Annotated in this window: 15 protein-coding genes and 1 pseudogene; 8 read left to right on the plus strand and 8 right to left on the minus strand. The window is 68.2% G+C overall.

The features are described 5' to 3' along the window. Nucleotides 1–250: 250 nt before the first annotated feature. Both AC6CKD_RS36395 and AC6CKD_RS36400 read right to left on the minus strand, forming a co-directional pair. On the minus strand, nt 251–790 hold the full coding sequence (locus tag AC6CKD_RS36395) for a hypothetical protein (RefSeq protein ID WP_498333491.1): 540 nt from the start codon (nt 788–790) through the stop codon (nt 251–253). Nucleotides 791–1,040: 250 nt separating this feature from the next. Then, on the minus strand, nt 1,041–1,649 hold the full coding sequence (locus AC6CKD_RS36400) for an EF-hand domain-containing protein (protein ID WP_498333493.1): 609 nt from the start codon (nt 1,647–1,649) through the stop codon (nt 1,041–1,043). A gap of 211 nt (nt 1,650–1,860) precedes the next feature. Here AC6CKD_RS36400 and AC6CKD_RS36405 point away from each other — a divergent pair, with 211 nt between their 5' ends. The 3 genes from AC6CKD_RS36405 (at nt 1,861) to AC6CKD_RS36415 (ending at nt 4,461) form a co-directional block, all read left to right on the plus strand. Next, nucleotides 1,861–3,267 carry an NAD(P)/FAD-dependent oxidoreductase gene (locus tag AC6CKD_RS36405; RefSeq protein WP_498333495.1) on the plus strand — a complete coding sequence of 469 codons (1,407 nt, stop codon included), beginning with the start codon at nt 1,861–1,863 and terminating at the stop codon, nt 3,265–3,267. Between the two features lie 575 nt (nt 3,268–3,842). Then, nucleotides 3,843–4,208 (plus strand): SdrD B-like domain-containing protein, encoded by a 366-nt coding sequence (locus AC6CKD_RS36410; protein ID WP_498333497.1) that lies wholly within the window; start codon nt 3,843–3,845, stop codon nt 4,206–4,208. Between the two features lie 118 nt (nt 4,209–4,326). Next, entirely contained in the window at nt 4,327–4,461 is a 135-nt protein-coding gene (locus AC6CKD_RS36415; protein WP_498333499.1) for a hypothetical protein, read from the plus strand. A gap of 36 nt (nt 4,462–4,497) precedes the next feature. On the opposite strand, the gene acpP is transcribed toward AC6CKD_RS36415, so the two are convergent. Next, nucleotides 4,498–4,761 carry an acyl carrier protein gene (gene acpP / locus AC6CKD_RS36420; RefSeq protein WP_498333500.1) on the minus strand — a complete coding sequence of 88 codons (264 nt, stop codon included), beginning with the start codon at nt 4,759–4,761 and terminating at the stop codon, nt 4,498–4,500. A gap of 19 nt (nt 4,762–4,780) precedes the next feature. On the opposite strand from acpP, the gene AC6CKD_RS36425 reads away from it, so the two are divergent. Then, nucleotides 4,781–5,140, plus strand: a complete 360-nt coding sequence (locus AC6CKD_RS36425; protein ID WP_498333502.1) for a hypothetical protein — start codon at nt 4,781–4,783, stop codon at nt 5,138–5,140. Between the two features lie 221 nt (nt 5,141–5,361). After that, on the plus strand, nt 5,362–5,790 hold the full coding sequence (locus tag AC6CKD_RS36430) for an STAS domain-containing protein (RefSeq protein ID WP_498333503.1): 429 nt from the start codon (nt 5,362–5,364) through the stop codon (nt 5,788–5,790). An 84-nt stretch (nt 5,791–5,874) separates the two neighbouring features. On the opposite strand, the gene AC6CKD_RS36435 is transcribed toward AC6CKD_RS36430, so the two are convergent. The 3 genes from AC6CKD_RS36435 to AC6CKD_RS36445 form a co-directional block, all read right to left on the minus strand. Continuing rightward, nucleotides 5,875–6,054, minus strand: a complete 180-nt coding sequence (locus AC6CKD_RS36435) for an STAS domain-containing protein (protein ID WP_498333505.1) — start codon at nt 6,052–6,054, stop codon at nt 5,875–5,877. Nucleotides 6,055–6,438: 384 nt separating this feature from the next. Further along, a complete protein-coding gene (locus AC6CKD_RS36440; protein WP_498333506.1) occupies nt 6,439–7,173 on the minus strand; it encodes a GAF and ANTAR domain-containing protein in 735 nt (244 codons plus the stop codon). Nucleotides 7,174–7,220: 47 nt separating this feature from the next. Beyond that, nucleotides 7,221–7,889, minus strand: coding sequence for a GAF and ANTAR domain-containing protein (locus AC6CKD_RS36445; protein WP_498333508.1), 669 nt, complete (start codon nt 7,887–7,889; stop codon nt 7,221–7,223). A gap of 237 nt (nt 7,890–8,126) precedes the next feature. Here AC6CKD_RS36445 and AC6CKD_RS36450 point away from each other — a divergent pair. After that, nucleotides 8,127–8,324: pseudogene (locus AC6CKD_RS36450) on the plus strand (DUF1622 domain-containing protein); the annotation flags it as partial. A gap of 388 nt (nt 8,325–8,712) precedes the next feature. Beyond that, nucleotides 8,713–8,991, plus strand: coding sequence for a hypothetical protein (locus AC6CKD_RS36455; RefSeq protein WP_498333510.1), 279 nt, complete (start codon nt 8,713–8,715; stop codon nt 8,989–8,991). A 318-nt stretch (nt 8,992–9,309) separates the two neighbouring features. Here the strand turns inward: AC6CKD_RS36455 and AC6CKD_RS36460 are convergent, their stop codons facing one another. After that, nucleotides 9,310–10,275: a helix-turn-helix transcriptional regulator gene (locus AC6CKD_RS36460; RefSeq protein WP_498333511.1), complete on the minus strand. Its 966-nt coding sequence runs from the start codon at nt 10,273–10,275 to the stop codon at nt 9,310–9,312. A 63-nt stretch (nt 10,276–10,338) separates the two neighbouring features. Between AC6CKD_RS36460 and AC6CKD_RS36465 the strand changes: the two genes are divergently transcribed. After that, on the plus strand, nt 10,339–10,725 hold the full coding sequence (locus tag AC6CKD_RS36465; RefSeq protein WP_498333513.1) for a VOC family protein: 387 nt from the start codon (nt 10,339–10,341) through the stop codon (nt 10,723–10,725). Nucleotides 10,726–11,375: 650 nt separating this feature from the next. On the opposite strand, the gene AC6CKD_RS36470 is transcribed toward AC6CKD_RS36465, so the two are convergent. Further along, nucleotides 11,376–11,993, minus strand: coding sequence for a hypothetical protein (locus tag AC6CKD_RS36470; RefSeq protein ID WP_498333514.1), 618 nt, complete (start codon nt 11,991–11,993; stop codon nt 11,376–11,378). Nucleotides 11,994–12,016 lie beyond the last annotated feature (23 nt).

The raw sequence follows: 12,016 nt of genomic DNA on the forward strand, positions 1-12,016 counted from the left end.
GCGCCGGAGCAACGCCCGGCGGGATGGGGGCGATCCGCGAAGTCGTCGACGCCGGGCACTTCTACGGTTCGAGGTTCCGGGTCGGGCAGGGCGCGGATGAGGCTGAGCAGGGCGTCAGCCGGTCCTGCGGGCCGCGGTCAGGCAACGGCTGTCTCCTGGGTTCGCTAGGCGGGTGACGAGTAGAAGGTGGCCGGCGGCTGCGCTCCGAAGTACTCGGGGCACAGCCGCACGGAACCGGTGCCAGGTGGTTCTAGATCTCGCCGACGGCGAAGTCGTCGATCGTTGACTGGTAGCTGACGACGCCGCCGGTGACGCAGGCGCCGCCGAGGGCTTGCAAGTTGGTGGTGGTGCGGCCGTTCGCGCGTGCGGTGCCGTTGGAGAAGGGGCCGCCGTTGACGTTGCCTCCTTCAAGGCGGAAGGACTGAAGATCCCCACGGATGGTCGACTGGTTGATGACCGTGGTGGATCCGTCGTTCCAGGAGATCGTCACCTTGGCGTAGCCGGGGCTGATCGGGCCGGGGCACACGGCCTGGAGGACCGTTTCGAGGCGGACGGTGCCGCCGGTGATCTCCGGGTGCTTCTCGGACGTGCACAGGCCCATGTCGCCGCTGGCCGCAAGCCGCACAGTCTGCTTGGTGAAGGTGATGCCGGGGTTGGACTGGATGGTGAGGCTGCCGCCGCTACACGAGACGCTGTTCGTCGCAACCTGGGCGGTGGCCGAGGTGGTGCCGAGGGGGATGAGGGCGATGGAGGTGGCGGCGGTCACTGCTGCGAGAAAGCGGGTGCGCACGTGGTGTCTCATTCCTGTTCGGGCCTGTACAGCCGGGCTCGGCGAGCCCATTGCGTACAACGACTTCCCACGGTGATGAGCAGCGCATCGGTTCGACGCCCCAAGAACCCGACTGGCAGCATCCACCCGCCCGCGGCTGCCGATCAGGACGGCGCTGGCTCGAGCTGGGTACTCGCGGCATGGACCTGACCGAGCGCCCCGATCCGTGGTGGCGGGGACAACAGCGCGACGTGGCGTTCTGCGACGGCCTCTACGGCACCGCTCTGCGGCTATCGCAGTGGGCGAGCTGGAAGGCATTGGGGCGGGTCTTGGGGGGGCAGACCTCCCCGAGGATCTGGTTGCCGGGGGAGTGGGGGTCGGTGGAGGTGAAGAAGTCGATCGCGGCGTCGAGCCATTCCTGCAGAGTCAGGTGGCCGTCGCCGTCGCGGTCGAGGGCGTGAAAGGCCATGTGTGCTTCGTCGGCGGGTACTCCGATGGCGCGGTAGAGGTTTTGGAACTCGGCTGCGTCGACGACGCCGTCGTTGTTGCGGTCGGCGAGGGCGAGGTCGGCTTCGATGGCGGGGCGGACCATGGCGGAGATCCGCTCCGTGTCCGGTACTTGTGCCAGGCCGGTGGCGAAGGCGTCACGCGAGATGCGGCCGGCCGGGTCGGTGGGGATGAGAGCGGTCAGGGAGTGCCAGTAGTGCGTCTTGGAGTCGCGCAGTGCGCGGCTCTTGGGTGAGTCGGCCGGCTCGCCGATGCGGTCGATGAGGTGCTCGGCGAGCGCGGTGAAGTCGTCGGCGCTGATGTATCCGTCGCTGTCGGTGTCGAAGAGGTCGAAGCGGCGCGTGAGCTTGCGGTGTAGCAGGTCGGCGGTCATCAGCAGGTCTCCGTCATGTCGTAAGCCGGACAGGGGTACGCCTGACCTCTACCGCAGACATCCGGTGCCCTGTCCGCGACACGGCCGACGCTTCACCTGCCCGGGGTACGGGCTTCATCGCATTGCGACTGCTCATCGGCGGTCTTCCGAAACGGGGGCGGACTGCGGTTCACTGGGCCGGTCATGCTGCCCCTGCCCCCAGGAGGTCACCATGCACGATGCCCAGCCCGACACAGAGACGGACGTCCTGGTCGTCGGCGGCGGCCCGGCCGGCTCCACGGCCGCGACCCTGCTGGCAGGCGAGGGCCTGAGAGTGACTCTGCTGGAGAAGACACGCTTCCCCCGCTACCACATCGGCGAGTCGCTACTGCCGTCCCTGCTGCCGCTGCTGGACCTTCTGGGCGCCCGGCACAAAGTGGAGGAGCGGGGGTTCGTCCGCAAGACGGGCGCCTACTACGACTGGGGCGGACAACAGTGGGCGCTGCGCTTCGGCGCCCTCGGCCACGACGCCGCCTACAGCTTCCAGGTCCTGCGTTCCGAGTTCGACCACGCCCTCCTGGAACACGCCCGGACACAAGGAGTCCGCGTGCACGAGGAGAGCGCCGTACGCGAGGTGCACTTCCGTGACGGACGCCCGGAGGCAGCCTCGTGGTCCACCCCCGGCGGGGCGGCGGGCACGGTCTCCTTCCGGCACATGGTGGACGCCTCCGGGCGGGCCGGCCTCCTGTCCGCACGGTATTTACGAACCCGCCGCTTCCACGACGCGTTCCGCAACGTCGCCACCTGGGGCTACTGGCGCGACACGACACCGCCGGCCGGCGCCCCCACCGGCGCGATCCGCCTGTACTCCCTGCCCCAGGACGGCTGGTGGTGGGCGATCCCCCTCCACGACGGCACCCTCAGCGTGGGCCTGGTCACCGACAAGCAATCCTTCACCACCTCCCGGCACACCCTCGGCGGCACCGACGCCCTCTACACCGACCGCCTGCGCGCCTGCCCCGCCCTCCACCAAACCCTCGTCGGCGCCCGCCTCGCCTCCCCGCTGAGCGTGGAGAGCGACTATTCCTACGTCGCCGACCGCTTCTGCGGACCCGGCTACTTCCTGGCCGGCGACGCCGCCTGCTTCCTCGACCCACTGCTGTCCACCGGCGTGCACCTGGCCATGCACAGCGGCCTCCTCACCGCCGCCAGCCTCGCCGCAATCCACCACGGCGACGTCACCGAAGACGACGCCCTCGCCTTCTACCAAACCACCTACCGGCACGCCTACGAACGTCTCCTCATCCTGGTCGGAGCCTTCTACGACATCCACCAAGGCCGTAACGCCCACTTCCGCCGCGCCCAGCAGCTCAGCCACCGCGACCAGCAGTCCCTGCGCCTGCACGAGTCCTTCCTCAACATCATCAGCGGGATGGAAGACCTCCACGACACACAGGACGACACCGTCACCCGCCTGTTCACCGCCCTGCGCGAACCACGCCCGGGGCACGAGCGGGTGGGACTGGGCGGCCACGGCGCCAGCCTGATGACCCCATGGCCCACCCAACCCACACCCGGTGCCGCCGGCCTGCGCCTGCTGCTACAGCCCCGCCTCGGCCTGCAACGCGACGGCGCGTGACCGCCGAAACCGACAGCGCGGGTGATGGCCTATGCCCGACCCGATACCCCCGGACCGGCGGCGCTGCTTCCTGCCTGGAAACGACTGACCGGCACCCATGCCGACGCCATCAACCCTGGGGCCGGCCCAGGCGCTGCTCGATGCGGTGCCGCGCCCAGGGCAATCTGCCCGCTCTCGTCTTGCTCTGGTGCTCCGGGAGGCACCATTCGGGGGTTTCTGGACGGAGCCCGGAGCCAGTCCCGGGCACTGCCGTGCACCAGTGCCCAGGCCGGGCTCCACTCAAGAGTGCTCCGGGGGCTTCACGAAGACCACCTGGCCGTGGAGCGCGCTCCTGCCAACCGGCGTCAGAGCCTCAAACATGGCCGCTCAGCGACCATCTCCGGGCGTCCCCTGTGACTGGTCCAGCCGATCATGTGCGCCCCGTCCAGAGCACCCGTGCTGTGGGCGATGAGGGCTTCGGCGACAAGCCCTGATCAACACTCCCTGGTGTCGGCTTTTATTGATCGCGGTATGAAGCCAGGAGTTCCCTTATACCCTCCTCCAGTTATTGATCTTCGATTGTCCTGAGGAGCGTCATGAGCGACAACAACGTCATCACGGTCAGGGTCATCCGCGATGTCAATCGCGACGGGAGCTACCAGCCGGGCACAGAGGTCGGACAGAGCGGTATCCCGGTGACGGTCACCGATCAGAGCGGCTCGACTGTCAGCGGAACAACCGCAACCGACGGCATCGTCACATTCAGCCCTGAGAGCGCGGGCCTGGCCAGCGGAACCTACCGCGTGGAGGCCGTTATTCCGCCTTCCCTGAGCTACCTCAAGCCGGCCTCCTCCGGCGGCCCGGAGCCCACTCTGCATCCGTTGACCACCTTCGTGGCCGCCAGCAGCGAACCCGTGAGCATCGTCATGGGGGTGATCAATCCAGCGGAGTACACCGGCTAGCACTCCGGCCGATCTTGTGACTACTCCGCGCCTGATGCCTTGATCTGGATATGCGGCGGGAGATCTGACATGCCGAGTGGGAGCGGCTGCGGCCGTTCCTGCCGGTCAGCAACAAGCGTTGGACAGGTGGCGGGACTACTGGCAGGTGATCGACGGATTCTGCACCGGGTGCGGACCGGCGTGCAGTGGCGTGACCTGCCCCAACGGTTCCATCGTCCTCTTCGACATCGCCAACCCCGACGCCGAGCGGTAATCGGCCCCGCAGTCGGTCAGCTGGCCGACCAAGCCCCTACTGGGCATCCTCGCGAGTCGAGATATATACGATTGCATCCCTCACTGAGTGGATCGCATCCGCATCGAAATCTGGCACCTTGATTCCGAACTCCTCCTCGACAGCCAGCACCACCTCGACCGTGTCAAGGCTATCGAGCTTGAGATCCTTCGAGAAATGTGCAGTTTCAGTCAACTGGCTCGGATCGATTTTTTCATAGCCTGCAAGGACGCTGAGAATCCTTTTTGCGATCGCTTGGCGGGTCAGTGCGACCGTGCTCATTCGATGCTCCTTTGTCCCTATGTTCATTGGGTGGCCCGATGTCGATGGGCGAAACGGCAACCTACAGCTCATCTCATTTACTGCGGGCAGGATTGGCCGCAGCGGTGTCCACTTGTCACCCGTACGTGCACAGGTCCGGGCGGCGAAGCTGGTGCCCACCAGCGTGCTGGCCCTGCACGCGTACGGTCGAACCGCCGGGGTGGTGGTGGACGTCGGCGACGATCTGACCTCCGTGGCGGCCGTGTACCAGGGGAAGCTGCTGGATCGACGTCACCCAGGGCCAGAAGGGCCCCCAGGCCGGGAACATCACCCCGGCCTAACCCTCCCCACCTCCGCCTGCGGGCACCGAGATCGGCCCGGCTTCCCGGCCGCCCGGTAGTGGGCGACCCCAACGACGGAAGCAGGCCGGTGCCCCAGAGGAAATGGGCACGCACCGGACGAGGGCTGCGCGACTGCGCGCGGTCTTCGTCCGTGGTGGTGCATCGCCATCTCCCGCGCGGTCGCCCCATCGAGCAGGGGGCCGGGTACCGCCGCCGTGCAGAGGCGCTCAGGCTGCCTGACTGCTCGCTCGCTTGGCACCGCCGGGCGCCGTGAAATGACATGGACTTCCAGCTGATGGTGCGCCGCTACGGGCCGACCGTGCATCTCAGCCCGACCGGCGAGCTCGACCTGCACACCTCAACCGTCCTGCACGAGGCGCAGACGGTCCTTGAGGGTGTCGAGGTGGTGGCCTGTGACATGCGGCGTCTGGAGTTCATGGACGTGAGCGGTCTGAACGGCCTGATCGACTTTGCCAGCCGTCTTCGGGCCCGCGGGATCGCGTTCTTCGCCTACAACTGGCAGCCCGAACCGCAGCGGCTCCTGGACCTCGTCGACGGCCTCGACCCGCAGGCCGGCCCCAAGAACCGCGTCGGCCCGACCAGACTGCTGCGCCGCTCCCTGCAGGACTCCGCTGCGGCCGCCCGCGCGGCAGGAGTAGCCCGGGCCCGGCAGGACGCGCTGCTGCGGGCCGTGTCCTGGTCGCGTTAGGCGTGGGGGCAGAGCGCCGGCGTCAGGTTCGGCTCGGTCGCGTGCGCGCGGTCCTTGGAGGAGGCGGCGGAAGCCGGCGACGGCTTAGCGTTCCCCGGAGCCCGTGCCGGGGGTGCCGGCGACGGTGGCCATGACTTGTTGGGGTTGTGGCTGCCAGCCGACGATGAGGGTCCGCAGGCCCAGGCATTCGGCGCGCCGGTGGAGGTCCAGGACGTGGAGGAGTCCGTCGGTGTCCATGGCGGGCACCTGGTGCATGTCGATCATGAGGACGCGGTCGCTGTTTTCGACGGAGTCCAGGGCCTGCCGGAGAACGGGGCCGGCGTTCTGGTCGAGGGTTCGGTGATGCCGAGGAGGACCGAGGTGCCGTGGTGCTGGAGGCCGATGGTGATCAATGCGGGTTCCTTCCCGTCACCGGCGGCCGCCGGTGCCCGTAAGACCACCATCCTGGCGGTTCCCCCTCGCCTGGCAGGGCCGGGACGCACGCACGCCACGCCTCCCAGCCCTTCGTGGTGACGGCAGGCGGTGGAAGACGCAGTACTCACGCCCTGTGCGCTGGCGGGCAGGCCGTCCGCGTACGCGGCGGTCCGGGCCGCCGCCCAGTACGCCTTCGCCTGATCCTGTTCCGCCATGCCGTGCGGTCGCCTGGGCTCAGCAGCTCTCGTCGAGGAGGGTCTGGGGTGTGATGCGGCGCTCGACGAGGGCGTCGGCGACGTCGGTGGGGCGTTGGTGGTGGTGTTCGGCGTAGGCGGCCAGGTGCTGGCCGGCCTGGTGGGGAGTGATGTCGGCGGTGGCGGCGAGCATGCCGGTGGCGGTGTCGAAGACGGCCTTGCGGGACAGGACGGCCTGGGTCCGTGCGGTGACGTCCTCGCTCCGCAAAAGGACATGGTCCCAGGTCATCAGGGCGGTGGTCGCGACGTCGGCGAGGGCACGCAGCAGGCGGGTTTCGTCGTCGCTGAGCGGGGTGGGCTGGTCGGCGAGCAGGTTGAGGGAGCCGATGGGCTGGCCGCGGGCGATGAGCGGCAGGGCGTGGGCACTGCGGTAGCCGGCAGCGCGGAGGAGGGGAACGAAGTCGGGCCAGCGTTCCTGATGTGCGTCGAGGTCTGGGGCGTGGATCGGGACAGCCCGCGTGAAGGCGTCGATGCAAGGTCCCTGGCGGATCTGGGCCTGCCACATTTCGGTGAGTTCCACCGAGTACGTGGTGGAAACCGCGGGACGCAGCTGACCGCGGGCGTTGGCGAGCATGACGCCGGCCGCATCCATGCTGGTGAGGGCGACGCAGTGGTGGACGAGACGCTCGAGGAGCGTCGTGGGGTCGACGCCATCGGTGAGGGTGTCGCTGAGGGTGACGAACGCTTCGGTGAGTTGCTGCTCGCGGGTGTTCATGCCGGTTTCACTGCTTCCCTGCTCCGGCCCACGGGGTGGGGGCGGGCCTAGTCATGGAACCTGATTCTCCCGGCGATGACGTCGAAAGCCGCCTCGGTCACGGTCTGTCCGTGGGAGAAGGCGTGGGCCCTCAGGCGGGCCAGTGCGTGGTGGGGGTCGACCCCGAGGTGAATCATGGTCATGCCGGTGGCCTGGTGGACCTCCTCGTGGTCCGTCTCGGCCGCCTCCAGCCAGGACCCGTCCAGGCCGCTCGCGTCGTCCTGGTTCTGGAGGGCAAGCAGGGCGGTGGTGATCGCGTCGGCAGCCGGGTAAGCGAAGGCGCGGTCGGTCTCGGTGAGCGGGCCCGGGCGGTCGCGGTATAGGTCGAGGGTCCCGACCGCTACGGCAACGCTGCCCAGTGGCAGCGAGAACACGGCCTGCACTCCGAGTTCGACGGCCTGCTGCGCGAAGACGGGCCAGCGGTCGGCGTCCGGACCGCGGGTGAGGTCGCTGGCCAGGACGGGGGCCTGGTGGGTGAGTGCGGTGTGGCAGGGCCCGTCACCGAGGGTGTACTGGGCTTCGGCGAGCCGGCCGGCGACCTCGTCGCTCGACCACCACAGCGTGCGCGTGTCGGGGTCCTCGCCGGCCAGTGACACCGATGCTCCGGTGATGTCCATGAGGTCGACGCAGGCCCGGCACAACGCGGCGGGCACGTCCGTGGTGCTCGTCCCGCTCACCGCTCCCGTGAACAGCTCGCGCAGACCCGGGCCGGCTTCGCTTTCTGGGCGACCGCTGGCGGCAACCCGTTCGTTGTCCTCTGGGGGGACAGACTTCACGGTGCTTCACCTCCAGCGGCAGCCGCCCTTCCATCCTCCTCCATCAAGTCCGCCGCATACACCATTGCTGCTGGTCCGCCCGGAGAGGAGTCGCCGATTCAGCGTCCCTCGATCTGATCTCCTGCCCCGTTGCCGTTACTCGGCCTGGAGTTCCAGCTTGCCGGAGACGTCCTGCGCACAGCGGTTGCGCCCAGCTTCACCGAGATCGGCCAGAAGGCCGCCATCGCTGCTATCCGGACCGTCCTCAACTTCTTCCTCACCCGGGAGCTCGCGCAGGAACGCGCGGAGATCGAGCACGACCAGAAGGAAACCGCACCGCCCATCGCTGCCCTCTGAGCATGTCCATCTGGCCCTGCCGCGCGCCGGCAGCGGCTGCAGGGGGTCTCCGCCACCACCGGGCCGTAGGGGCTGTGAGTGCCGAGGCGCTCGCGTGCATAGACAACCTCGGCCCGCATACCCAGGATCAGGGCCCTGAGGCTACCTCCACCTCGGCCTGCTTTTTCCCGGACTCCCGGCGGCGAGCGATCCACGGGGCTAGCCACGCGCCCAGCACCACGGTCGTGAGTGCTGCGATCGGAACTGTGTGCACCGAGTGGTCGGGAGTGATTGGGCGAGCAACACCAAGTACCCCCTCAACGAGGGCATGATGCTACTGGCGGCCGTTGCTACGTGGTGGCTGTCGCGGGTGGCGCTCGCCGCCGCTCTTCGGGTGCACACTGGCGGCATGCCGAGACAATTCGAGAGCGACGCGGTACTGGTAATCGACGGGACCGAACGGGCGGTCCATGCCCGGATCTCCATCTTCGACGACGGCGCTCAGGCGAAGACGTGGTTCGGCTCCCTCACTGCCGACGATCCCGGGCTCGAGGGGGAGTTGTTGAATGCACGCGCGGCCGTCCTGCGAATGCCGGACGGCAAGGAGGGATCCATCAGCACCAGCGACGGGCCCAGTAGGAAGCGGGGGGAGGTCGCCTTCACGGGCAGTGGCCAGCCGCCCGTCTGACCCTAGACAGATCAGGACGCCCCCACCGCCGAAGTGGTGGGGGCAGGGACTGGTGCGGGCCTATTCGCCGGCGGGCGCGAGCTCGACAGAGTCGGTGATCCCGGTGGTGCCTTCTCCGAGGCTGGCGTTGACTGCGGCCTCCATCACTCACGTCCATCAGAGTTCGATGCACACGCTCAGCGTTCGATGACACCGGACGGCTGTTACCCGGCATCCTCGGCGCCGACGCCGCGGTTTGGGCGGGGCCGGGCTGGGGTCAGGAGATGCGCGGGCGCTGCGGTGTGCGGGCGGTACTCGCCGGCCCCGCGACAACGCCCGCTACCGGGGAGGACCGCCCGCGTTGTCCTCGAACAGGTCTCGGGTACGGCGCAGCAGCGCCTCCCGTACGCGGTCCGGTGACAGGACCCGTAGCGTGGTGCCCAGGCTGAGGAGGTATGTGACGAGCTGGTCGATGTCGTTGGCGCCGATTTCGACGATGGTGGCATCGGGGCCGTCCGGGTGATGGGTGCCGATCGTGGGCGGGACCAGTCGTAGCGCCTGGTCCATGGGGTGCGCCAGCCGAACTGTGACGTAGAACGGGTAGACGACGGCGGCGATGGATCGGGAGACGAGGAGCGCTGGGTCGGGCGGGTCGACGAGTTCGACGGTATGTCCGGTCGGCTGTACCTGTATCACCCGGTCGGCCCGGAAGGTCCGCCACTGGTCCCGGGCCACGTCCCGGGCCACGAAGTACCAGCGGCGGCCTGTGTGTACCAGGCGGTAGGGGTCGATGTCCCGGACAGTGGCGTTCCCCGCATGGTCTCGGTACGAAAGACGGGTGCGCTCGCCACGGCGGCAGGCGGCGGCCAGTTCCAGCAGCACGACGGGCGAGATCTGAGGTCCCTCGGGCCTGGGAGTGTGTACGAAGGTCGCATCCATCTCTCCCAGCCGGTCTGCGATCCGGGGCGGTAGGACCTGCCGAAGTTTCAACAGCGCCGACAGCGCGGCCTGCTCGCTGCCCAGGACGCCGCTGAGTGCGGCCTCTCGCAGCGCGACGGCCACGGCAAGCGCCTCCTCGTCGTCAAGGATCAGCGGTGGCACCTGGGTGCCACGGCCAAGGCGGTAGCCGCCCCACGGCCCTGGGTCGGACTCGACGCCGTAGCCGAGATCCCGCAGCCGGGCGATGTCCCGCCGGACCGTGCGGTCGGTGACCGCCATTCGCTCGGACAGCTCGCGGCAGGTCCACGTCGGTCGAGTGGACAACAGCGAGACCAGTCGCAGCAGGCGGGCGGAGGTGCTGATCACATCCCGAAGTGTTCCCCATGACCAGGACCGGAACTGTCCTGGTCACGCCATAGCGTCCTCCCTATGAGTACCGAACCCACATCCCGCCCCGCGATCCGCTTGCTGTCCGTCGACTTCGACTGCCCGAACCCCGCCGAACTGGCCCGCTTCTACGGCACCGCGCTCGGCTTGCCCGTCGTCTACTCCAGCGACGACTTCATCCTGCTCGGCCGCGGAGGGTCACCCGGACTGGGCTTCATCCGGGTGGCCGACTACCGGCGTCCGACCTGGCCGGACCCGTCCCAGGGCAAGCAGGCTCACATGGAACTGGGCGTCGACGATCTGGACGCCGCCCACGCACGGATGCTGGCCCTGGGCGCCATGGAACCCCCTGTCCAACCGCATCCCGATCAGCGCAGGGTCCTGCTGGACCCCGCAGGCCACCCCTTCTGTATCTCCACGCAGGACTGAGGATCACCGATCGCCCGACGCCGTTGTCCTTGGTAGGAGGGCGGCGGGAGTTGCGGCCGGAACGGATAATAGCGAGTAGGAACCCCTAGTCATCGGTCCGTGACTCCGACGCAGCTTGCCGCCAGAGGCGGCGCCGGTTCCGATGGGACGGGGCCCTACGGCTGCCCTTCTCGTCGGGGCCCGCGCTGCCCCGAGCACGCGGACTCCGGCGAAATCCCGGCATGAGGAGGCCACGGAGGTTCTCAGCTACGACATGGTCATCAAGTGGTCCCTCCCCACCACCTCGGCGAGGCCGCCGGACTATTTCAACCAACGGATTCCGGTGGTCCCTCGTCGTGGAACGGTCGGGGCAGATCGTGGAGAAATGCGTCACGCTGCGAGCGGGTGACGTATCGCCGCGTCTCCCGAGGGCGTCCTGCCGCACACGCCACCGATGTTCCGGCGGCTGTACGCACAGCTGGCCCCAGGCCGCTTCCCCGACCTGATCGACACCGTCCATCGGGAGGTGCATCGTCACCGGATTCCGTGTCGACAGCGTGTGATCAGGACTTCGAAGGTGCAACGGGCAACGCAGCAGCACGGATGCTGCCGGCGCACCGTGGTTTGGCATGCTAAGGAAGCATGGGTAGACGTGTGGGCGCCGAGATGCTCTATGAGACCGCGTCAGCAGACTCGGTGTCAGGTCCTGTTGCGGGAGTGCTGGCCGGGTTGTAGTAGACGGAGCGCCCCTGCTTGGAGCGCTCCAGGAGCCCTCGGGCAACGCCCTGTTCGAGGGTGTTTCGGATGACTGCTGCCTGCACCTTGCGCTCAGGATGGGTGGCGCCCAAAATATCCGCGACTTCCGCCGCAGACTTCGGTTCTGTCTGACCGGTGATGACAGCGGTGACCAGCTCAAGCCAGGAAGGACCCTCGGTCTTCTTCGGAGTCCGGGCCTTCGCGGAAGCCGCACGCGTCTGGGAGGCCTTGCCGGATTCGGGTTTGAGCGACGTGGTCTTCTCATCCGGGGTGCCACTGCGCGCGGCAGGCACCGATGTACGCCTCGTACTGCGCTTGGCGACGTGAGGAGTCGCAGACTCCGCTGCGATACCCAACGCTTCCTGCATCTTCAGGAGAACCTTCTCGTTGTCCTCCAGCTGGTTCAGTTCCTCCTGCAGCCGCTGCAGTTCGATCCGCGTCTGCTCCTGCGCAGTCTGGTTCGCTGAGAGATCGCCAGCGATCTGCTGCGCGTAATCGGCCTTGATTTGAGCCGCGTTGGTTGCTGTAGCCATGGGTTCCTCACCATCTGCCGTCG

It is taken from the genome of Streptomyces sp. GQ60 (assembly GCF_059758875.1).